The organism is Jannaschia aquimarina (assembly GCF_000877395.1).
Classification (GTDB): Bacteria; Pseudomonadota; Alphaproteobacteria; order Rhodobacterales; family Rhodobacteraceae; genus Jannaschia; species Jannaschia aquimarina.
Map to the genome: position 1 here is coordinate 43,453 of NZ_JYFE01000048.1, position 20,133 is coordinate 63,585.

Sequence of the window (20,133 nt, forward strand, 5' to 3'; positions counted from 1 at the left end):
CACTTGGTTGAGGTTCGAAGACGTGCGCCCAGTCATGAGCATGCCGTTGCAGTACGAACCTACCCCGACCGCACCCCCACTCTCCAGCGATAAGGTCCAAGCCGCGCTCATCGCGGACCTTCCCCGCCAGCTCGCCATCCGTGTCCTCGGCCCGAACCACCTTGCTACCGACCAGCATCTGCTCGGTCCGGACGACTGGTGGCGGTCGGAGGAGGACGAACTCCTCGACGACGACGAACCCGACGCCGAACAGATGGGAGAGGTCGTCGCGCGGATGACCGAGGCGGACCAAGTCGGCTCGACCGTGGGCCTAGATCTGCCCGTCGATCGCCCAGAGTTGAGCGGCGCCGACCGGACGAAGGCGTTCCTCGCATGGCAGCTCGGGGCAGCCATTCGCGCCGCCCTCGTGGCCGCACCGAACCTGGACCCGAGGCGGCTCGCCCACGGCGGGGCGGTCCTCGACCTCCGGGTTGCTACGCATCTCGACCATGGCGATCATGTTCGGGCGGAGACGATCGCGCTCAAGGCGGTCGTAGATATGCTTCGCAAGCTCCTCGGCGCCCCCGACAGACCCACCGGACGGATCACCTTCGAGAGCGTCCTGGGCCTATCGGACGACGATCCCGGGACCGATCCGCTCACGACCAAAGCCCGTCCAAAGCGGCGGAGGTCGCCCGCGCCCGGGAACGCACCGGTCGCGCGTCCCGTCGGCGAGTGGGTCGCCCGGGAGAGCCTCGACTATGCCGCGATCGGTCACTTCGTCGTCTGTCTCACGGATCGCGACGCGTGCCTGCCGCCAGAGGTGGATGCCGTCCTCGATCTTAAGGCTTCGCTGGAGCCGCTGACACGAGAGGACATGACTGGTCTCATCGGGTTGACGCATGGCATTGCAGACCATGCCGCGGAGGCCAACCTGCGGCAACGGCTGCCGTCCGACGCGGACCTTTGCAGCCTCTCGACCGCAAGCGTCCTCGCGGCCCTCGCGGGACCAACGGCGTCTGCGGTCGCCGAGCGCCTCGCAAAGATGACGGAGATCGCCGAGGAACGGCGCCCGGTGGCGGGCGACAATGCAGCCGGGGGAGAGGGCAAGTCGCAAGCCACCGGTGGCGAGAGGCCCACCAGTTCGAACCGGCTCACCCTCGCCGACGTGAAAGGGCAGGACGCCGTCGTCGAGGAGCTGCGCGGCATCGCCGCCGATATGCGCCTGTGGGAAAGCGACACGATTGCCTGGTCGGACCTCGTCAGTTCCGTGATCCTCCACGGACCGCCTGGGACCGGCAAGACGATGGCCGCCGAGGCGCTGGCCGGCGAACTCGGCGTTCCCTTGATCGACGCATCCGTCGGCACGGCGCAATCGAAGGGGCCGCTGAGTTCGGTACTGGCGGCCTTCGAGGCGGCCGTCACCAAGGCGGAGGCATCCGCGCCCTGTGTCCTGCTCATGGACGAGCTGGATTCGTTGATGCCGCGCGACAACGAGCGCGACAACGGCTACATGCGCCTCCTCGTGAATGCCGTCCTCGAGGCCCTGACGCGTATCCAGTCGATGGAGGGCGTGATCCTCGTCGGAGCGACGAACGACCTGCGGATGATCGACCCGGCGATCCGGCGGAGCGGGCGGTTCGATTTGAAGCTGCGGATGGCGAACCCGGACCTCACGGGAATCCGCGCGATCGTCCGGGCGGAACTCGGCGACGCGGCTGACCCGAGAGATGCACCGGCATTGAACGCCGCGCTCGTCAACCTGATCGGCCGGTCTGGCGCGGACGCGGCGATGGTCGCCCGTAGAGCGAAAGGCCTCGCCCGACGAGGGGCCTCCGAGAGGGGCGAAGCTGTCCGTATCACCGTCCCAGACCTCGCGGTGGCCGTCGCGGATATCGCACCCCCTTTGGACCTGGACGACCTCCGCCGGATCGCGATCCATGAGGCCGGGCATGCCCTCGTCGGCGCGGCCTGTGGGCTGGGGTTGCCCCGCGCCGTCCGCGTCGCGGGCGAAGGCGGCGTTGCGGCGTTCCCGCCCCGCGCTCTTCGCACGTCCGCGGTTCTCCGGGTGCAGATCCTGACCACCCTCGCTGGACGCGAAGCCGAGCGGCTCGTCTTCGGCGACGTATCGACGGGTGCGGCGAGCGACCTCGCCACCGCGACGATGATCGTCTTGGAGGCGGAACGCCAGTGCGGAATGGGGAGTGAAGGCATCGCGTGGGAGCCCCTTCCCGCCGCGGGGACGCCGCTTTCAGAAGCGGAGCGCCGCTTCGTCAACGAGCGGCTCGAACCCCTCTCCCGCGAGGTCGCGGGGTTGCTCGCTCATCATCGTGCGACGCTTCTCGCAATCGCCGACCGGCTCGTCGCCGACCGCGACCTCGATACGGCCACCATTGAGGCCCTTCTCGCCTCGCTTGCGAAAAATCATTTGCCAGAACCAGATGGGAGCCTCTATGCAAGCGGCGAATCACGAGGTGACCACGATGATACGAGCCAGAACCAGGACCCGTCCGACCGACGCCTGACGACGCCCGTATCACGTGCGCGGCAGGCGCACCCTCCTTCAGAGGCACCCCTGCCATGATCTATCTCCTCCCCAAGGGCGCTGCCTGCGGCAGCCTGCCCTCCGATCTTCTCAGTCCGATATCCGGCCTTCCGCCTCGCCACCGGTGTGCGCGGGTCCGAGATCGGTCCGGTCGTCTTCACGCCTGACCCGTAGATCGCGTCCTCGCGCATGCCCGTCTCTCCTTCGAGATCGGGATATCGCAACCCATGTTCTTCCATGCCCTGACGGGTGAGGCCGCGCCTCGCCCGAACCTAGTTCTGTCCCCGACGGGTCCCCGCGCGCGCCGAATAGCCGGCGGGCCGGCAGGCGACGACTAACCGTCCGCACCTGACCGATTCCGTCCGTTCGCCCACGGGCCCGACATGCCTCCGCTCATCCGAATGACCGGGCGAGCGGCATGGCCGCGCTGTGCGCGGCGTCCAGAACCATGAGGACGAACCCATGTCCCTCCATTCCGCCCCGGGAGCCGTCCGGCTGCCCGAACCCAGCCTTGCGCACCGCAGCTTCTCACCGCGCAGCAAGGGCCACTGCACTGCGGACGTCGTCATCGACGGACGCCGCCTGCACCTCGAAAGCCATACCGAACTGATGGCGCTTCTCTGCCTGTGGGCCTCGCCGGGCGTCGTCGCCGTGCGCGAGCAGCAGCTCTACGAATGGTTCGACCACGACGGCGTCGTGCACGAGCACTTCTTCGACCTCGTCGCGGACTTCGCGGACGGGACGACCGTGGCCTATGCGGTCCGCCCCGTCGCACGGCTGAGCCTCCGCTACCGGAAGGAGATGGAGATTATCCGCCAGCAGGCGATCGCGGAGGGCGCGTTCGACGACGTGCGCTTCCTAACGGAGCGGTCGTTCGACGCCGCCACGCGCCACAATGCGGCGCTGCTCCAAGGCTCGCGGCATCCCGACCCGGACGTCGACGCCGCGGCCCGCGACGTCGTGCGCGGGATGTCCGGCACCGCGACGATCGGCGACCTCCGCGGACGCATCGGCCGCGGCGGAGCGGGCTTCCGCGCCGTCGTCCGGCTCGTCGGCGCGGGTGTCCTCGCGCCGCTGCGTCACGAGCGCCTCACCTCCTCCACCCTCCTCTTGAAGAAGGACCACTTCCAATGACCGTCCATGTCACCGCCACCCCCGCCGCCTTCGACACCACCCGTATGCGGGTCGGACCCTACGACCGCCTCTTGTCGGGGACCGTCGGCTACCGCCTCATGCAGGATTATGGCGACGCGATCCTTTGCCATATCGACGACGGCACCGACCGCGCCGTGCAGTTCACCCAGGTTCAGTTGCGAAGCATGGTCGCGCGCGGCGAACTTCATATCGACCGCGATTGGTATCACCCCCACCGCGATGCGAAAGTCGAGGAGGAGGACCACCTGCTCCTCGACAAGCTGTCGCCGCGTGAGCAGGCGATCCTCGCATGGCGGTCCGCGCTGACGGACGCCGTCGAGGACCTCGTGCGTGAGGGCAAGCTGAAGCTCACCGATGACGACATCGCCGCGAACATGGACATGATCATCGGCCGCGCGCAGACGATGATGGGGCCGCACGCTGACCGACGTCGTGAACATCCCGTGCGGGCTCTCGACGAGAACAATCGTCCTGCGCCCGGAACGCTGCGGAAGTGGGTGTCCAAGCGCCGCAAGCGAGGCCTCGTCGGCATCTGCCCGGCGTTCGGCAACCGCGGCGGCCCCGGCATGCCGTTGAACCCCCAGATCCAGAAGATCATGTGGCAGGAGATCCAAGGCTACCTCGTGTTGAACGGTCCGTCGAAGACTGTGATCTGGCAGCGGGTCGCGCGCCGCGTCGACAAGTTGAATAAGCAGCGCGCCGTCGCAGGCCTCGAAATGCTCAAGCGTCCGAGCCGTACGACGGTGTCGAACGCCATCGGCAAGCTCGACGCCTTCCAAGTGATGGTCGCCCGCGAGGGGGAGGAGCGAGCGCGGAAGGAGTTCCGCCCGGTCCTCGAGGGCATCCGCGCGGAGCGTCCGCTCGAGATCGTCATGATGGACACCCATACGCTCGATCTCTGGACGCTGATCGAGGAGAACAACTGGCACGACAAGCTGTCACCCGAGCTTCTGAAGACGATCCGGAAGAACAAGGGCAAGCACCGCTTCAAGCTCACCTTCGCGATCTGCGCGGCGACCCGGGTGATCGTCGGGATGACCGTCTCTTTGTCGGAGAACACGCCAGCGGCGCTGCACACTCTTGCAATGGTGCTGTCGGACAAGGGCGTCTGGGCGGACTGCGTCGGCGCGCTGCGACCTTGGAACATGTACGGCCGGCCCGAGGAGGTCCTGACCGATGCCGGCAGCGCGTTCACGTCGGAGATCTTTCGGCATGCCTGCTTGGACTTGGGCATCGCTCCGCGGCGTGCGATGGCCGGGAAGCCCGAGATGCGGGGCATCGGCGAGCGGATCTTCCGGACGGTCAACACGGGCCTCTGCGCCCGGCTGGCGGGCAACACGTTCCACGAGCTGGTCTCGCAAGATCAGCCCGACGACCTGCCGACAGGCTTCAAGACGGCCGCCCTGACGATCGAGGACCTCGTCTTCGCGATCGTCCGGTGGGTGGTGGACGTGTACCACCACTCCCCGCACGAGGGTTTGCTCGGGGCGACGCCCGCCGATGAGTGGCGTCGCCGGGTCGCCGAGTACGGAGTCATGCCGCCCCCGGACCGGGCCCGCATGCGCATGGCCTTCGGGACGCGCATCCGGCGAACGCTGTCCAAGGCGGGCGTGACCGTCCTCGGCGTCCGCTACCACTCCGCCCAACTGGCCGCGCACATGCACAAGCACGGTCGTCGCAAGGTGGATGTGCGCTGGCACCCGTCCGACATCGGCATGGTCGCCGTGCGCACGGAAGCGGGCTGGATCGACGTGCCCTCCGTGCAGCCCGAGTTCGAGGGCAGGCGCGCCGATACGTGGCTGACGGCCGCCAAGCACGTGCGCCCCGGACGGGCCAAGGCCAAGGAGATCGACCTCCGCGTCGCACTCGAAGCCCTGGAGGCGATCGAGGCCCCCTCGAACGACGCGCGGCTGACCGCCGGGATCACGGTCGATCCGTGGGACGAGGGACGACTGGCAAGCGCGGAGTCGCGGGTCTTCGCCGGCGTGACCTGGCGGGAGACTGGCAGCGCCGTCGAGGACCGTCCCTGCGACGGGTTCATCGGCGAGGCCATCGGCGACCCCATCGACCCGCCCCGGCTACCCGATGCCGTCGAGGTCGCGCCGACGGCTCCGGCACCGGTGGCCGCACCGACGCCCGGCACCGCACCGGAGACCGAGCCCACCGAGCCCACGCGCGCGACCCGGCGCGACGGCAGTACCCTGCGCATCGAGGAGGACTGATCATGCCCGACCACGTCAGGATCCAGGACGTCATGGACACCATTCGGCGCCTCCACGTCGGCACCGAGGCGGACGAGGCCCTTCGCGAGCAGATCGATCGGCTGCTGCGCCGCAACGAGGAGGGCGACCTCCTGCCCGAGCCCGTGCGGGTGGGTCGGACCGCCGAGACGCGCGGCATCCTCTTCGTGGATGCCGCGGGGGCCGGGAAGACCACCGCCGTCTCCCGCGCGCTCGAGAAGCACCCCGCCTTGGGTGGCGCGGACGGAGAGGCCACCGCGTTCCTTGCAGCGACGGTTCCGACGGAGCCGACGCTCAAGGCTATGGCGATCAAGCTCCTGCAAGAAGCAGACTACCCAAACCGATCTAGTGGCGCGAAGCTGGAACGGACTCGCCGGACATCCTTCCAGCTGTTCGATCATCTGCGCGAGCTGATGGACCGGAACGGGCAGATCGTCCTCTGGATCGACGAGGCACACGACCTGATGGCCCGCGATCCTGAGCAGATCCTGCGCGCGGTGAAGTCGCTGATGCAGGACGACAAGTCTGTCATCGTGATCCTGTCTGGGACCGAGCGGTTGGGCGAATTGATCCGGTCGGACCCGCAGGTTCAGCGACGCTTCACCATCGTCGCGCCCGATCCGCTGAGCGTGGCTACGGACCGGGAACGGCTGCTCGACATCCTCGACCACTACTGCGAGCGCACAAGCCTCGGTCGGATCGAGGACGAGACGGTCGTACCCCGTCTCCTCGTCGCTGCACGCGACCGGTTCGGCCGGGCCATCGAGATGATGCAGGGCGCGGTCGAGCAGGCGATGATGGAAGAGGCCGACACTCTCGACCTTTGGCACTTCGCGCTCGCGTGGGGGATGAGGGAAGGCACCGACCGGGAGACCAATCCGTTCGTCGTCGATGATTGGGCGCGGATCGATCCGGATGCCCAGCCGGAGGAACCCGTGGTCAAGAAGAAGCGGACGCGGCGAAAGAAGTAGCTACTGCCTTCAACAACATCTCAAGTCTCGGAAGCGCTCGGCCTATGGCCGGGCGCTTCTTCTTTACGACGGGCTGGGTCCATGTTGGCCGCCGATGGCACGGAAGTCCTGTGCACGATGGCACGGAGGGTGGCGCGGTCGAAAACGAGGCTCTGATTTCATTGAGTTTTATGGGGCGTCCGGCGAGTCAATGGCACGGAAGTCTTACGTTCTACAGCTTGGTCTGCGGCGGGACTGACGTCTGAGCGGGGCGCTCGCGGGGCTGGATGGATCGTTCAGCGGACGGTCGAAGCGTTGAGCGTGCGGACCCCATGCGGCACAGCCGGGCACATTCGGGGGGCGGAGGAATAGGACGCGCATGTGCGGTATTGCTGGGTGAGCGCCGGTCCCGCAGGGCGATCGGTCCAGTGGACCGATTGAGGCGCGAACGCGCGAGGCGCCGGACGTGTTGCCGGATCACATGCACGCGGTTTGGACGTTGCCGGAGGGAGATACGGAGTATTCGGTGCGGTGGGGCGCGATCAAGGCGCGGTTTTCGATGGCGATGTGTAGGGCGGGTTTCACCCCGCCCTACGGCGCAAGGGCAGGTGGAGTTGAGGCAGCCCCGGTTTTGGGAGCATCACATTCGGAGCGCGGAGGATTACGCCGCGCATGTCCGGTATTGTTGGACGAACCCGGTGAAGCACGGGTTGTGCGAGGCGCCGGAGGAATGGGCGTTGTCGTCGGTGCTTGGGGCGATGCGGCAGGGGGTGTATCCGCAGGGCGGGGTTTACCCCGCCGGGGTTGCTACGCAAGCGTCATCATCGTTCTCAATCTCGTAAGGTGCGCCGTCCTTGACAAGTTGCAAGAGCCCGATTGTGTCGTCCGTATATTTATGTATTTCGGATTTCCTGCCGACCTTCACCTTGCTGTGATATCGGTTATCCGTTGCCTTAAGATCGACGCCTTTTTCCTCAACGATCTTCTTGAGTAGCTTGTCGGCCCCATGCCACCCTGGATAGCCAAGAGACCTCCCGACATCTGAGAGGATGTATTTATATCTTGCGGAGAACTCCGTGGCGGATTGCATTGAGGCGACACCGAACAGTCGGGCAAATTCATCCTCCGACTTTACTTTCTCTGCAATGAGTTCGAAATCGACTTCGACCTGTTGCTTCGGAATATCCGAGCGAACAAGATTGTAAGACCTCGCTAGAAGGGACCGTAGCAATTGAGGGTTGAAATTTGCCAGAGGGGCGTTGTGACCAAATGCTTCGAAGACCCACGTAAAATCAGACGCCTCAATTGAGTTGACCCGGATACCTTTGCTTGCCGATACCTGAAGGATCCTTTCCGCGCCAGCCCCGCCATTCCCCGGCCTCGTCAGAAAGAAAATATTCCGAAGAAGCTCCCCCGGCAGGTCGACTGCCTCCTCCAGGTCTTCAAGAATTCTGCGAATGTTCGGGTCTTCCGCGCTGTAGCCGACGAACAAAACAATATGCTCTGCGAAGAAAGTGAGGAGCTTCGCGGTTAGATATTTTCGTTTCGCGGAGAAAATATCGTAGTCTTCACTCGTAAGCACTAGCGAACTTGGCTTATCGACCGAGCCGTGTATTTTGAATATCTCGCCTACACTGGCGAACGGTGCCGTAATTAGACCTGAACCAAGGACTGGCTGGTAATCACTGAGGATCGCTTCTATTAGCCCGTCATAGTTTGTCGTTATGACCGCATGAGGCCGGATACTGCAGAAAGCCTCGGTTTCCTCCGAGTACTCCTTGGTCGGCATAATACCATACGTTTTTATCTTCTGCGCGATAGAGTATTTGAGATACGTGTCAGCAGGCAGACCAGCTTCAAAGAGAATATCGGGGAAACTATCACGCCCCTCGCCCCATGCCCACTCTTGGTAGTCAGGAACAAGTCGAGACGCGACGCTCTTGAGATCATCGTCTCTCTGAAGAAAATACTGGATTGGATGGTTGATCGTCGGGCAATTATCTACTGCCCAAGAAAGAAGGCCGCGCCAGTCAGGAGCTCCGATCCAGCGCCTGCTCAAACCCGAGCCAGCGAAGATTATTGGCTGAAATGAAAAGTGTTCTCTTGCTTCACCAATGCGCGCCACTACGGCTTCAATATACTCCGGGTCATCTGCCAACGTTTTCTTTTCCTTGAAATGGGACGCTATCGCCTTCGTCACCTTGGCGGGGTGAACCCCGCCCTACGGTGTTTTGGGGCTACCCATCCATCTTGAGCGCATTGATGAAAGCCGATTGAGGAATCTCGACTCTGCCAAACTGCCGCATCTTCTTCTTGCCCGCCTTCTGCTTCTCCAGAAGCTTCTTCTTCCGGGAGACGTCCCCGCCGTAGCATTTGGCCGTCACGTCCTTGCGGAGCGCGGCCAGGGTCTCTCGGGCGATGACCTTGCCTCCGATGGCGGCCTGGATCGGGATCTTGAACATGTGACGGGGAATGAGATCCTTGAGCTTCTCGACCATCGCGCGGCCGCGGGTCTCGGCCCGGTCGCGGTGGACCATGACCGACAGCGCGTCCACGGGCTCTTCGTTCACGAGGATCTGCATCTTCACCAGATTGTCCTGACGGTAGCCCGTCATCTGGTAGTCGAAGCTGGCATAGCCCTTGGTCACCGACTTGAGCCGGTCGTAGAAGTCAAACACCACCTCGTTCAGCGGCAGGTCGTAGACCACCATGGCGCGGGGGCCGGCATAGGTCAGATCCTCCTGGATGCCCCGGCGGTCCTGACAGAGCTTGAGCACGTCGCCCAGATAGTCGTCCGGCACGAGGATGGTGGCCTTGATCCGCGGCTCCTCCAGGTGGTCGACATGGGTGAGGTCAGGCATGTCGGCGGGGTTGTGAAGCTCCCGCATCTCGCCGTCCTTCATGTAGACGTGATAGACGACGCTGGGCGCCGTGGTGATCAGGTCGATGTCGTACTCGCGCTCGATCCGGTCGCGGATCACTTCGAGGTGGAGCAGGCCGAGGAAGCCGCAACGGAAGCCGAAGCCAAGCGCGGCTGAGCTTTCCACCTCGAAGGAGAAGGAGGCGTCGTTGAGGGCGAGCTTCTCGATCGCGTCGCGCAGATCCTCGAACTGGGCGCTGTCCACCGGAAAGAGGCCGCAGAAGACAACCGGCTGGGATGGCTTGAAGCCGGGGAGCGCGGTCTCGGCGCCCTTCTTCTCGTGGGTGATGGTATCGCCGACGCGGGTGTCGCGAACCTGCTTGATCGACGCGGTGAGAAAGCCGATCTCGCCCGGGCCGAGTTCGTCGACTTGCGTCATCGCGGGGCGGAACACCCCGATACGATCGACATGATGGACCGAGCCGTTGGACATCATCTTGACCCGCTCGCCCTTGCGCAGGCGGCCGTCGATGACGCGGACCAGAACGATGACGCCGAGATAGGCGTCGTACCAGCTATCGACCAGCATCGCCTTGAGCGGCGCTTCGGGGTCGCCCTTGGGCGCGGGCAGACGGTCGACGATGGCCTGTAGCGTTTCACGGATCCCCTCGCCCGTCTTGGCGGAGACCAAGAGCGCGTCGGAGGCGTCGAGACCAATCACGTCCTCGATCTGCTCGCGCACGCGGTCCGGCTCGGAGGCGGGCAGGTCGATTTTGTTGAGAACGGGCACGATCTCGTGGTCGGCGTCGATGGCCTGGTAGACGTTGGCCAGCGTCTGGGCCTCGACGCCCTGAGTCGAGTCGACCACCAGCAGAGAGCCCTCGACCGCCCGCATGGAGCGGCTGACCTCGTAGGCGAAATCCACGTGGCCGGGCGTGTCGATGAGGTTGAGCACGTAGTCCTGCCCATCGGCGGCCGTGAAGTCGATCCGGACGGTGTTGGCCTTGATGGTGATGCCGCGCTCGCGCTCGATATCCATCGCGTCGAGGAGCTGCTCCTTCATGTCGCGCTCGGCGACGGTATTCGTCTCCTGGATGAGACGGTCGGCCAGCGTCGACTTGCCGTGGTCGATATGAGCCACGATCGAGAAGTTGCGGATGCGGGAGAGGTCGGTCATTCGGAGCGGCCTTTCGGGAAGCGTTCGGGTGCAGATATACGCGGCTTCGGGCCGGGGAAAGGGACGCGGGGTCGCATTGGCCGCCGGATAGGACATGAACCCAAAGAACGTTGCTATGCGACACTGAAACGGGGTTGTGGAGGTCTTTGACCGCCACCGGGCCGGGGGTCAGCCCGTTCTCTATTGGATTGGGAATTTGTGATGCCTCGACTCGTGGCTTCTGACGACAAAGCCCGATTCACGACAGGTCGTGAGCGCGGCTCCCAACCGGAGCGCCCCTCTGTGCAAGGCCGCCTCTATCCGAGAAACAATCCGTGCTATACCGCGCGGATGGTTGCCTGATTCTCGGTCGTGGGGCATGGTCTGCTCCACAAGATACCAACAATGGTACAGGGCAGTACGATGACGAAGTTCCTACTCGCGATCGGGGCCGTTCTGGCCGTGTCCGCCTGTGGCGGCGGCCGGTCCAACGACGTGACAATGTCCACGATCAGCCGCGCCTATTCGGCCGGACCGTTGCAGAATGCATGTCTCGCGTCGGACAGACGCGCAGCCAACCGGGCGCTTTGCGGTTGTGTGCAGGCGGCGGCGAATGCGACGCTCAGCCGGTCCGAACAGGTCCGCGCCGTCCGCTTCTTCGAAGATCCGCATCATGCGCAGGAAGTGCGTCAGTCCGATCGCGCCAGCGATGAAGTGTATTGGCAGCGCTACAAACAGTTCGTCTCTGCGGCCGAACGGTCCTGCCGCGCCATCTGACGGATCAGGCGACGGCGCGCCCCTTTGCCATCTCCCAATGTGCGGAGATGGAGGGCAGGAACAGAAGCAGGAAGCCGAACTGGGTCCAGGCGAGGAACATCGCCGGGATCCAGAGGATCGCGCAGATCAGGCCGACCCATCCGGCCACCTGCATCGCGACGCGCGGCGCCAGGATGCGCAGCATGGCCAGGTGGAACAGCCGCCCGCCATCGAGCGGCTGGACGGGAATCAGATTGAGCGCAAAGAGCGTCAGATTGATCGATGCGAAAATCGACATCCACGCGCCGACCTCGGGGTTGGTCATCATCACCTGCGGCGCGAAGAGCGACGCAATCGCCCAGAGGGCGAGGTTCGTAAGCGGCCCCATCGCGACGATCAGTTCATCTTTGAGGGCATCGCGCGTGATCTGATGCTGGCAAAACCCGCCGCCACCCCAGAGCATGATCCGGTGGACCTTCACACCCTGAACCAGACAGCCCCAGGCGTGCCCGATTTCGTGCAGCAGGATCGACAGGGCGATCAGGCCGACGAAGACCAGTGCCCAACCCTTGTCCTGCATCGTCAGAATCAGCAGACCGGCCAGCATCAGGAAGCTGGGACCGATATCGATCGGGACGCCCCACGGACCAGGCAGACGGGCGATCGGAGTTTCGTGACGGTCGATCATCTGGATCCTCGTGACGCGTGCGTTTCGCAGTGCCTCTGCTTTGTGACCGCTTGATGGCAGGCTCTGGACGGTCGGACGGCAGCGTGGAAGCAAGGGACATGGACCGGATCGTGGTACTTTCAGGGGCGGGACTCAGTGCGGAGTCGGGACTGGGCACCTTCCGCGACATGGGCGGCATCTGGACGCGCTACGACCTGAGTGAGGTGGCAACCCCCGAAGGCTTTGCGGCCGATCCGGCCAAGGTTCACGACTTCTACAATGCGCGGCGGGCCAATATGGCCGGGGCCGCGCCGAACGCTGCGCATGACGCCCTGGCCCGGCTGAGCGGCCGCGCTGACGTGACATTGGTGACGCAAAATATCGACGACCTGTTGGAGCGGGCGGGCGCGTCGGGCGTGATCCACATGCACGGAGAGCTGTCGCGCGCGCTTTGTCACGCCTGCAGGGCCCGATGGGACGCGCCTGCCTCTATGGCGCCCGGGGATCCTTGCCCGGCCTGCGCGGCGCCCGCCACGCGCCCCGACGTGGTGTGGTTCGGCGAGGTCCCCTACCACATGGAGCGGATCGAGGCGGCGTTGGCGGACGCGGATCTCTTCGTGAGCATCGGCACCAGCGGACAGGTCTATCCAGCGGCGGGCTTCGTCGAGATGGCCCGGCTGTCGGGCGCCCGAACGCTGGAACTGAACCTGGAGGCGTCGGGCGGCCGGTTCGACGAGGTGCGCGAAGGCCCGGCGACCGAAGTGGTTCCCACCTGGGTCGCCGGGCTGATCGGCGATGCGTCCGCCTAGTAGGGGAAGCGGCGGCCCAACTGGCGGCGCAGCTCCTCGGCCTTACGGCGTTCATGCTGGTGCATCATCTCGGCATGCGTAGGTCCCTGCCGAGTCCCGGTGTCGCGCATCATCCGGCGAAGCATGTTCGTAAGTCTGTTTGACATCTCATGGCCCTTTCCTACGGGTGATGAAATGAACTTGCCATGCAGAGATGATTCTATCTAACCAATACGAATTTCATCATGTAAGCTGGACTATCATGATCGATTGGTTGCACATGCCGTCCCTCGCCGCCCTGCGCGCCTTCGAGGCCGCGGCGCGCGAAGGCAGCTTCACACGCGCGGCCGCCGCGCTGAACGTAACCCACGCCGCCATCGCGCAGCATGTCCGCGGACTTGAAGCGGAATTGGGTCGCACACTGGTCGTCCGCGACGGGCGCGGCATCGCGGCGACAGAGGATGGCAAGGTCTTGGCCGAGGCGCTGACGCAGGGCTTCGAGACGATCGGCGCCGGGATCGCGCGCTTGCGGGCAGACGATGCCGCGCGGCCGTTGACGATCTCGGTCACGCCTGCTTTCGCGACGAACTGGCTGATGCCCCGGGTGGGCGACTTCTGGGCGCGCCACCCCGAGATCCAGATCAACATCTCTCCGGCGATCGAGTTGACCGATCTGAGGCGGGACGGGATCGACGTCGCCGTGCGCTACGGACGGGGACCGTGGCCGCCCTACGACGCGAAATTGCTGACTGACGGAGAATTCTGGATCGTCGCCCGCCCCGACCTTCTGGACGGGCTGCAGGCGGAATGCGTGGAGGACGTCGCCGGGCTGCCATGGCTGGTGGACCGGAACCTGCGAGAGTGGAAAGCGCTGCTGTCCGAGGTCCGGGTAGATATCGACGACCTGAAGGTCACGTCACTGAACCTGAACGGCCTCGTCCTGTCGGCGCTGAAGGAGGGGTTGGGGGTCAGTCTCCAGGCCCGCACATTGGTAGAACGGGACGTGCGCGAAGGGTCGCTTCAGCGGATCTGCGTTCTGAGACAGGAAGGGCTGGGCTATCACGTGCTGACGGATCCGCAGCGGCCGTCGGCACGGACGAAAACCTTCGTGAGGTGGATCATGGATCAGGTCCGCACGGATCGGCGCGACGAACCCGCAAAACGCGAAAAGGGCGCCTGGAGGCGCCCCTGACAGCGGCCTGACCGTCGCTTACGCTTCGAGCGCGGCGGCGGTGTCGGACGACTTGCGGATGTCGCGCTTGATCTTGAGCGCCTTCGGCGACAGCTCGGCATCCTTGGCGGCGGCGAGATAGGCGTCGAGGCCACCACGGTGATCCACCGTCCGCAGCGCGGCGTTCGAGATGCGCAGCTTGAACGCACGGCCCAGCGTTTCGGATTGCAGGGTCACGTCCTGCAGGTTGGGCAGGAAGCGGCGCTTGGTCTTGTTGTTGGCGTGGCTGACGTTGTTGCCGACCATCGGGCCTTTGCCGGTGAGTTCGCAGACGCGCGACATGGGGGCACCTATTCGGGTTCGAGAAATACGGATGCCGGGCGCGGGCGCCCGGCGGTCGCGGCGGAATAGGTCAGCCGTGGAGGCTTGTCAACGGGCCGCCTTGGAAACGTTTCAGGCGGGTCCGGACAATGCGTCGAGCATCTCCTTTGCCGCCGCCGCCGGCGCGGTCCGGCCTTCGGCCACGTCGCGGCCAAGCTCTGCCATGCGGTCGCGCGTCGCCGGATCCTCGGTCAGGCGCGCCATGAGGCCGGCGCGGACCTCTTCCTCGAACCAATAGGCGGCCTGGCGGGACCGGGTGGCATCCCAATGTCCGTGCTCGCGGCGCCAGTCCGCGAGGGTCCGCATCTCATCCCAGGCTTGGGCCAGACCCGTCCCCTCAACGGCGGAGACGGGCATCGCCTTGGGAAACCCCTCGGGATCGTGCGGCCGTTGACGCATCAGGCGCAATGCGCCGGAATAGTCGCTGACGGTGCGGCTCGCCGCCGCCTTCAGATCGCCGTCGGCCTTGTTCACCAGGATCAGGTCGGCGATCTCCATGATGCCACGCTTGACGCCCTGCAACTCGTCCCCGCCCGCTGGAGCGAGCAGCAGGACGAACAGATCGGTCATCCGTGCGACTACGGTTTCGGACTGTCCGACGCCCACAGTCTCGACCAGCACGACGTCGAACCCCGCCGCTTCGCACAAGGCGATGGCCTCGCGGGTGCGGCGCGCCACGCCGCCAAGATGGGTCGCCGACGGGCTGGGCCGGATGAAGGCGTTCGGATCTCGGGCCAGCCGTTCCATCCGGGTCTTGTCCCCGAGGATCGACCCTCCTGTCCGGGCGCTGGACGGATCGACGGCCAGCACCGCGACGCGAAGGCCCTGATCGGTCAGCATGGTGCCGAAGCCTTCGGTAAAGGTCGACTTGCCAACGCCGGGCGTGCCGGAAAGGCCGATCCGAAGCGCCTGCCGTCCATTCCGGGCCAACGCGTCGAGCAATGCGGCGGCGCGGGCGCGGTGATCGGGGCGCGTGCTTTCGACCAATGTGATCGCGCGGGACAGGGCGCGGCGATCGCCGTCGAGGATCGGTTGAAGCAAGTCGTCCATAAGGCTGGATGGCGCGGGGGAGGCGTGGGGTCAATCGTCGGGCCGCGAGCCATGGGATCGACCGCGCGAGCGTGGGCCTTGCCGTCGCCGAAGCAGACCCTTCGGAGTGTTTTCGCGCAGGCGCAGCCCAGATCGCCACGCCCGGAGGGACGTGCTGTCCCCCAAGCGGCGAAGGGCGTAATTGAACACCATGAGATATCTGCTGCCGATCCTGCTCTCTCTTGCAATGCCAGCCTGGGCCGAAACCTTCACGGCTCGCTTCGATATGTCCTTGCGCGGCATCACCGGGGGTCAGATTGCCTTGAGCGCCGAGGAAACGGGCGGACGCTATGCCGTCCGCGCCACTGCGCAGGCGACCGGGGTCGCACGCGCACTGGTCAAGAAGACTTACGAAGGCACGGCGCGCGGCCGGATCATGGGCGGCGCGCTGCGGGCCGACAGCTATTCGGAGGTCGAGGTTGAACGCTCGGGCCGCAAGACGGCGTCCATGACGTTCGAAGGTGGGCGCCCCGTCGACGTGTCGCTGACCCCCGCGCCATCCGCCGAGCCATGGGACGTCGACCCCGGCAGTCTGCGTAACGTGAGCGACCCGCTTTCCGCGCTATGGGCGATCTTGCGGCCGATGTCGCCGGATGCCGCATGCGGCATGAGATTCGACCTGTTCGACGGGCGGCGGGTATCCCGGCTGGACCTGTCGAACCGGCGCGCGGGGTCGGACGGCACCATCCTGTGCGACGCGGCATATAAGCGTCTGGCCGGCTATCCTCCCGACGAGATGGCCGAACGGGACGGTACGCGCTTTACGTTGACCTACGCGCCCCGGGGCGACGGGCGGATGGAAGTGATCGAGCTGCGGGCGCCCACCTCGCTGGGCGACGCGGTGCTGCGTCGGAGATGAGCGAGTTACCGGTTCAGGACGCCCTGCCCGATCTTCTGGCGGCGCTGGATGCGCAGGGCGTCGCGGTGCTTCAGGCGCCACCGGGCGCGGGCAAGACGACCTGCGTGCCGCCTGCCCTGCTTGACCGGATCGAGGGCCGGATCGTCATGCTGGAGCCCCGCCGCCTCGCCGCGCGCGCCGCCGCCACCCGCATGGCAGAGGTTGCGGGCGAAGAGGTGGGCCAGACGTTCGGCTACCGGATGAGAGGGGATCGCGCCGTCTCGGACGCGACACGGGTCGAGGTCGTGACAGAGGGCATCCTGACGCGGATGATTCAGGACGACCCCGAACTGCCCGGCATCGGCGCCGTGATCTTCGACGAGTTTCACGAACGCTCATTGAACGCGGATCTGGGGCTGGCTCTGGTACAGGAGGCAAGGGCGGCACTCCGGCCCGATCTGCAGCTCGTGGTGATGTCGGCCACGCTGGACGCGGAGCCGGTCGCGGACCTGCTGAACGCGCCGGTCGTGACCTCCGAGGGGCGCAGCTATCCGGTCGAGCGCCGCTGGCGACCGCGACCGGCGGACCGCTCTCTGCGGTTGGAGGCTCGGGTCGCGGGGCTGGTACGTCAGGCGCTGGAGGACGTGCCAGAGGGCGACGTGCTGGCCTTCTTGCCCGGCGAGGGAGAGATCCGGCGGTGCCTGTCCCTCCTGTCGGACTGCGGGGCGGAGGTCCGGCCGCTCTACGGGGCGCTGCCCTATGCGGACCAGCGGCGCGCGCTGGTACCGGGACAGGGGCGCAAGGTCGTGCTGGCGACGTCCATCGCGGAAACGTCGCTGACGATTCCTGGCATCCGTGCCGTGGTCGATGGCGGGCTGGCCCGGCGCGCGCGGTTCGATCCAGCCTCCGGGATGTCGCGGTTGGTCACGGAGCGGGTGACGAAGGCCGAAGCCGCGCAGCGGGCGGGCCGGGCGGGCAGGGTCGCGCCAGGTGTGGCCTATGCCGACTGGACGAAGGGAGAAGAGGGTGGCATGGCCGCCTTCCCCCCGCCTGAAATCGCGCGCGCCGATCTCGCGGGGCTGGCGCTGGAGATCGCAGCCTGGGGGTCCGAGGACCTGCCGTTCCTCACGCCGCCGCCAGAGGGCGCCTTGGCAGAGGCCCGCGCGTTGCTGACCGATCTGGATGCGCTGGCCGACGGGCGGATCACGGAGCATGGACGCGCGCTCTCCCGTGTGCCGGCTCATCCAAGGGTCGCGCATCTGCTACTGCAGGGGGGACCGGGCGCGGCGCGGCTGGCGGCGGTGGTGGCGGGCCGATCGCGCGAGGTCGACCTGTCGGAGGCCTCGATGACACCGGAGATGCGCGCCGAGGCCAAGCGGCTGCGCCGCTTCGAGGCCGGGCCCTCGCGCAGCGATGCCCAGCGGCTGGCGCTCGCCTATCCGGATCGGGTCGGATTGCGGCGGCCCGGCGATGCCCCGCGGTGGCTGCTCTCGGGCGGGCGCGGTGCATGGATGCGTGACGGAGAGCCGTTGGCCGGCGCCCGGCTGATCGTCGCCGCGGATCTGGATGGTGAGGGAAGCGAAGCGCAGGTGCGAGCCGCGCTTGCGATCGGTGAAGCGGAGCTGCGCGAGGTCCTCGCGGACCGGATCGGCTGGGTCGAGATATGCGAATGGTCCGAGCGCGAGCGCCGCGTTCTCGCCCGCCGGCAGGAGCGTCTGGGCGCCATCGCGCTGGATGACAGGATCTGGAAGGACGCGCCTCGCGATGCACTCGCCGCCGCGGCTCTGGAAGGGGTGCGCAAACTTGGGCTTCAATCCCTCGACTGGACATCGAAGGCCCGCCTGGTGCGCGCCCGGATCGGGGTGTCGGGTCTGCGCGATGTCACGGATGACGGGCTGATGACGTCGCTTGCGGACTGGCTGCTGCCTGCACTCGGGGGCGTCCGCAGCGCGGACGATCTGGCCCGCCTGGATCCGTCCGATGCCCTGCTCGGCTGGCTGGACTGGTCCGAACGCGAGACCTTGGACAGGACGGTTCCCTCTGCCTACCGCACACCGCTCGGACGCTCCGTTCCCATCGACTATTCTGGCGAGGTTCCGACCGTTTCGCTTCGGGTGCAGGAAGTCTTCGGAGAGACGCGCCATCCAAGCGTCGGGGGACAGCCGCTGCGGATGGAGCTGCTGTCGCCCGGTCAGCGTCCGGTGGCCGTCACCCAGGATCTGCCCGGGTTCTGGGCGGGAGGATACGCGGACATGCGCAAGGACATGCGCGGCCGGTATCCAAAGCACCCTTGGCCCGAAGATCCGACACAAGCCGATCCGACGCTTAGAGCCAAGCGGCGGGGCTGACAAAAAAGGGCGCCCGAAGGCGCCCTAAATCCGTTGCAGGATCCAGAAAGCTCTAGTGCAGACGGTCCTTCACCGTCTCAATGGACCTGTCGATCATCTTGTTGGCATCGTCCGACGACATCTGCTTGGCCAACACTTCGGCGGCGGCGGCCGTCGCGACGGCGATGGCCCGGTCGCGGACATCCTTGATCGCGGCGTTGCGCGCGCTTTCGATCTGGTCCTCGGCTGCCGTGATCCGACGCTCGACCGAGCTTTCCAAATCCGCTTTCGCCTGAGCCGCGGCGGCCTCGGCCTCCCGCTTGGCGTTGGCAACGATGTCGTCCGCTTGTTCCTGCGCTTCACGGGTCTTGCGCTCGTAGGAAGCCAGCAGCGACTGCGCTTCCTCCCGGATTGCGCGGGCTTCGTCCAGTTCCTTGCGGATCTGCTCGGCCCGGTTGTCCAGCATGCCCATCAGCGTCGCCGGCACCTTGAAATAGAGCAGAATGCCGATGAAGATCAGGAAGCCGATCAAGACGACGAAATCGGTGTTCCGCAGCGAAAAGAACCCGTACTCGCCGGACGCGGCAGCGGCCGGGGTGGCGAGCAGGATCATCGGGATCAGATAGCGCATCGGCTCAGGCCCCCTTCACACGGCTGTCGACGGCGGCATCGACCGCCCCCTTGTCGGCAGAACCGCCCAGCGCCTGAACGAGTTCAGCCGCGACGTCCTTGGCGACCTCGGTCACCGACTGCGCCGCGCCGGCGCGGATTTCGGCGATCTGCGCCTCGCTCTCGGAGGTGCGTTCCGCGATGCGGGCGTCCGCGTCGGCGATGGCCGCGTCGAGATCGGCCTTGATGGCGTCGCGCGCCTCTTGTCCGATGCGGGTCGCCTCCGCGCGCGCATCCGCGAGCGCCTTTTGATAGGTCTCTTCCGCTTCTTCAGCCTGACGCTTGAAGTCTTCGGCCGCGGCAAGGTCGTTGGACACGGTGCCCGTCCGCTCTGCCAGCACGGCGCCCAGGCGGGGCAGCGCGACGCGGGTCAGAAGGAAGAAGATGGCCACGAGGGTGACCACAAGCCAGAAGATCTGGTTGCCGAACCAGGCGTCGCAAAGCTGCGGCATCCCGATCGCGTTCCCGATCGAGTTCACACAGGCGGAAGCCCCTTCGGTGGCGGCGACATCGGCCATGTCAGTCCCCTAGTGAATGGTGTCGAAGGCGGGCGGCCGCTTGG

16 protein-coding genes are annotated in these 20,133 nt (G+C 66.0%); 9 read left to right on the forward strand and 7 right to left on the reverse strand.

Annotation, left to right across the window (positions count from 1 at the left end):
* Positions 1-34 precede the first annotated feature (34 nt).
* The 4 genes from jaqu_RS13300 to jaqu_RS20720 all read left to right on the forward strand — a co-directional run bounded on the left by jaqu_RS13300 (position 35) and on the right by jaqu_RS20720 (position 6,890).
* Positions 35-2,563, forward strand: a complete 2,529-nt coding sequence (locus jaqu_RS13300; protein WP_043919481.1) for an AAA family ATPase — start codon at positions 35-37, stop codon at positions 2,561-2,563.
* Between the two features lie 423 nt (positions 2,564-2,986).
* Positions 2,987-3,658 carry a PDDEXK family nuclease gene (locus jaqu_RS21660; protein WP_052500962.1) on the forward strand — a complete coding sequence of 224 codons (672 nt, stop codon included), beginning with the start codon at positions 2,987-2,989 and terminating at the stop codon, positions 3,656-3,658.
* The gene (locus tag jaqu_RS13310; RefSeq protein ID WP_052500963.1) at positions 3,655-5,901 is read left to right on the forward strand and encodes a Mu transposase C-terminal domain-containing protein; all 2,247 of its coding nucleotides are present in this window, start codon (positions 3,655-3,657) and stop codon (positions 5,899-5,901) included. The genes jaqu_RS21660 and jaqu_RS13310 overlap by 4 nt, the downstream gene beginning before the upstream one ends.
* Before the next feature lie 2 nt (positions 5,902-5,903).
* Positions 5,904-6,890, forward strand: a complete 987-nt coding sequence (locus tag jaqu_RS20720; protein WP_052500964.1) for a TniB family NTP-binding protein — start codon at positions 5,904-5,906, stop codon at positions 6,888-6,890.
* A gap of 769 nt (positions 6,891-7,659) precedes the next feature.
* On the opposite strand, the gene jaqu_RS13325 is transcribed toward jaqu_RS20720, so the two are convergent.
* Positions 7,660-9,069: an SIR2 family protein gene (locus jaqu_RS13325; protein ID WP_141134376.1), complete on the reverse strand. Its 1,410-nt coding sequence runs from the start codon at positions 9,067-9,069 to the stop codon at positions 7,660-7,662.
* A 37-nt stretch (positions 9,070-9,106) separates the two neighbouring features.
* Positions 9,107-10,906, reverse strand: a complete 1,800-nt coding sequence (lepA, locus tag jaqu_RS13330; protein ID WP_043919484.1) for a translation elongation factor 4 — start codon at positions 10,904-10,906, stop codon at positions 9,107-9,109.
* A gap of 402 nt (positions 10,907-11,308) precedes the next feature.
* Between lepA and jaqu_RS13335 the strand changes: the two genes are divergently transcribed.
* Positions 11,309-11,662 carry a hypothetical protein gene (locus jaqu_RS13335; protein WP_043919485.1) on the forward strand — a complete coding sequence of 118 codons (354 nt, stop codon included), beginning with the start codon at positions 11,309-11,311 and terminating at the stop codon, positions 11,660-11,662.
* 4 nt (positions 11,663-11,666) lie between these two features.
* Here jaqu_RS13335 and jaqu_RS13340 read toward each other — a convergent pair whose 3' ends face one another.
* Entirely contained in the window at positions 11,667-12,329 is a 663-nt protein-coding gene (locus jaqu_RS13340; RefSeq protein ID WP_043919486.1) for a site-2 protease family protein, read from the reverse strand.
* 98 nt (positions 12,330-12,427) lie between these two features.
* Here jaqu_RS13340 and jaqu_RS13345 point away from each other — a divergent pair, with 98 nt between their 5' ends.
* Together jaqu_RS13345 and jaqu_RS13350 are read left to right on the forward strand one after the other, a co-directional pair.
* Positions 12,428-13,117 carry an NAD-dependent deacylase gene (locus jaqu_RS13345; RefSeq protein WP_043919487.1) on the forward strand — a complete coding sequence of 230 codons (690 nt, stop codon included), beginning with the start codon at positions 12,428-12,430 and terminating at the stop codon, positions 13,115-13,117.
* Positions 13,118-13,358: 241 nt separating this feature from the next.
* Positions 13,359-14,288 carry a LysR family transcriptional regulator gene (locus jaqu_RS13350; protein ID WP_052500966.1) on the forward strand — a complete coding sequence of 310 codons (930 nt, stop codon included), beginning with the start codon at positions 13,359-13,361 and terminating at the stop codon, positions 14,286-14,288.
* 18 nt (positions 14,289-14,306) lie between these two features.
* Here jaqu_RS13350 and rpmB read toward each other — a convergent pair whose 3' ends face one another.
* Both rpmB and meaB read right to left on the reverse strand, forming a co-directional pair.
* A complete protein-coding gene (rpmB, locus tag jaqu_RS13355; RefSeq protein ID WP_043919488.1) occupies positions 14,307-14,609 on the reverse strand; it encodes a 50S ribosomal protein L28 in 303 nt (100 codons plus the stop codon).
* Positions 14,610-14,720: 111 nt separating this feature from the next.
* Positions 14,721-15,698 carry a methylmalonyl Co-A mutase-associated GTPase MeaB gene (meaB, locus tag jaqu_RS13360; RefSeq protein WP_043919489.1) on the reverse strand — a complete coding sequence of 326 codons (978 nt, stop codon included), beginning with the start codon at positions 15,696-15,698 and terminating at the stop codon, positions 14,721-14,723.
* A 190-nt stretch (positions 15,699-15,888) separates the two neighbouring features.
* Between meaB and jaqu_RS20725 the strand changes: the two genes are divergently transcribed.
* Together jaqu_RS20725 and hrpB are read left to right on the forward strand one after the other, a co-directional pair.
* Positions 15,889-16,596, forward strand: coding sequence for a DUF3108 domain-containing protein (locus jaqu_RS20725; RefSeq protein WP_052500967.1), 708 nt, complete (start codon positions 15,889-15,891; stop codon positions 16,594-16,596).
* Positions 16,593-18,923, forward strand: coding sequence for an ATP-dependent helicase HrpB (gene hrpB / locus jaqu_RS13370; protein WP_043919490.1), 2,331 nt, complete (start codon positions 16,593-16,595; stop codon positions 18,921-18,923). The genes jaqu_RS20725 and hrpB overlap by 4 nt, the downstream gene beginning before the upstream one ends.
* 52 nt (positions 18,924-18,975) lie before the next feature.
* On the opposite strand, the gene jaqu_RS13375 is transcribed toward hrpB, so the two are convergent.
* Both jaqu_RS13375 and jaqu_RS13380 read right to left on the reverse strand, forming a co-directional pair.
* A complete protein-coding gene (locus jaqu_RS13375) occupies positions 18,976-19,533 on the reverse strand; it encodes a F0F1 ATP synthase subunit B (RefSeq protein WP_043919491.1) in 558 nt (185 codons plus the stop codon).
* A 4-nt stretch (positions 19,534-19,537) separates the two neighbouring features.
* Positions 19,538-20,089 carry a F0F1 ATP synthase subunit B' gene (locus tag jaqu_RS13380; RefSeq protein ID WP_043919492.1) on the reverse strand — a complete coding sequence of 184 codons (552 nt, stop codon included), beginning with the start codon at positions 20,087-20,089 and terminating at the stop codon, positions 19,538-19,540.
* Positions 20,090-20,133: the final 44 nt, after the last annotated feature.

Bases quoted from the DNA above. Each gene is read 5' to 3' on its own strand.
- jaqu_RS13300 (WP_043919481.1), top strand. From the start codon at position 35: ATGAGCATGCCGTTGCAGTACGAACCTACCCCGACCGCACCCCCACTC.
- jaqu_RS21660 (WP_052500962.1), top strand. From the start codon at position 2,987: ATGTCCCTCCATTCCGCCCCGGGAGCCGTCCGGCTGCCCGAACCCAGC.
- jaqu_RS13310 (WP_052500963.1), top strand. From the start codon at position 3,655: ATGACCGTCCATGTCACCGCCACCCCCGCCGCCTTCGACACCACCCGT.
- jaqu_RS20720 (WP_052500964.1), top strand. From the start codon at position 5,904: ATGCCCGACCACGTCAGGATCCAGGACGTCATGGACACCATTCGGCGC.
- lepA (WP_043919484.1), bottom strand. From the start codon at position 10,906: ATGACCGACCTCTCCCGCATCCGCAACTTCTCGATCGTGGCTCATATC.
- jaqu_RS13335 (WP_043919485.1), top strand. From the start codon at position 11,309: ATGACGAAGTTCCTACTCGCGATCGGGGCCGTTCTGGCCGTGTCCGCC.
- jaqu_RS13340 (WP_043919486.1), bottom strand. From the start codon at position 12,329: ATGATCGACCGTCACGAAACTCCGATCGCCCGTCTGCCTGGTCCGTGG.
- jaqu_RS13345 (WP_043919487.1), top strand. From the start codon at position 12,428: ATGGACCGGATCGTGGTACTTTCAGGGGCGGGACTCAGTGCGGAGTCG.
- jaqu_RS13350 (WP_052500966.1), top strand. From the start codon at position 13,359: ATGATCGATTGGTTGCACATGCCGTCCCTCGCCGCCCTGCGCGCCTTC.
- rpmB (WP_043919488.1), bottom strand. From the start codon at position 14,609: ATGTCGCGCGTCTGCGAACTCACCGGCAAAGGCCCGATGGTCGGCAAC.
- meaB (WP_043919489.1), bottom strand. From the start codon at position 15,698: ATGGACGACTTGCTTCAACCGATCCTCGACGGCGATCGCCGCGCCCTG.
- jaqu_RS20725 (WP_052500967.1), top strand. From the start codon at position 15,889: ATGAGATATCTGCTGCCGATCCTGCTCTCTCTTGCAATGCCAGCCTGG.
- hrpB (WP_043919490.1), top strand. From the start codon at position 16,593: ATGAGCGAGTTACCGGTTCAGGACGCCCTGCCCGATCTTCTGGCGGCG.
- jaqu_RS13375 (WP_043919491.1), bottom strand. From the start codon at position 19,533: ATGCGCTATCTGATCCCGATGATCCTGCTCGCCACCCCGGCCGCTGCC.
- jaqu_RS13380 (WP_043919492.1), bottom strand. From the start codon at position 20,089: ATGGCCGATGTCGCCGCCACCGAAGGGGCTTCCGCCTGTGTGAACTCG.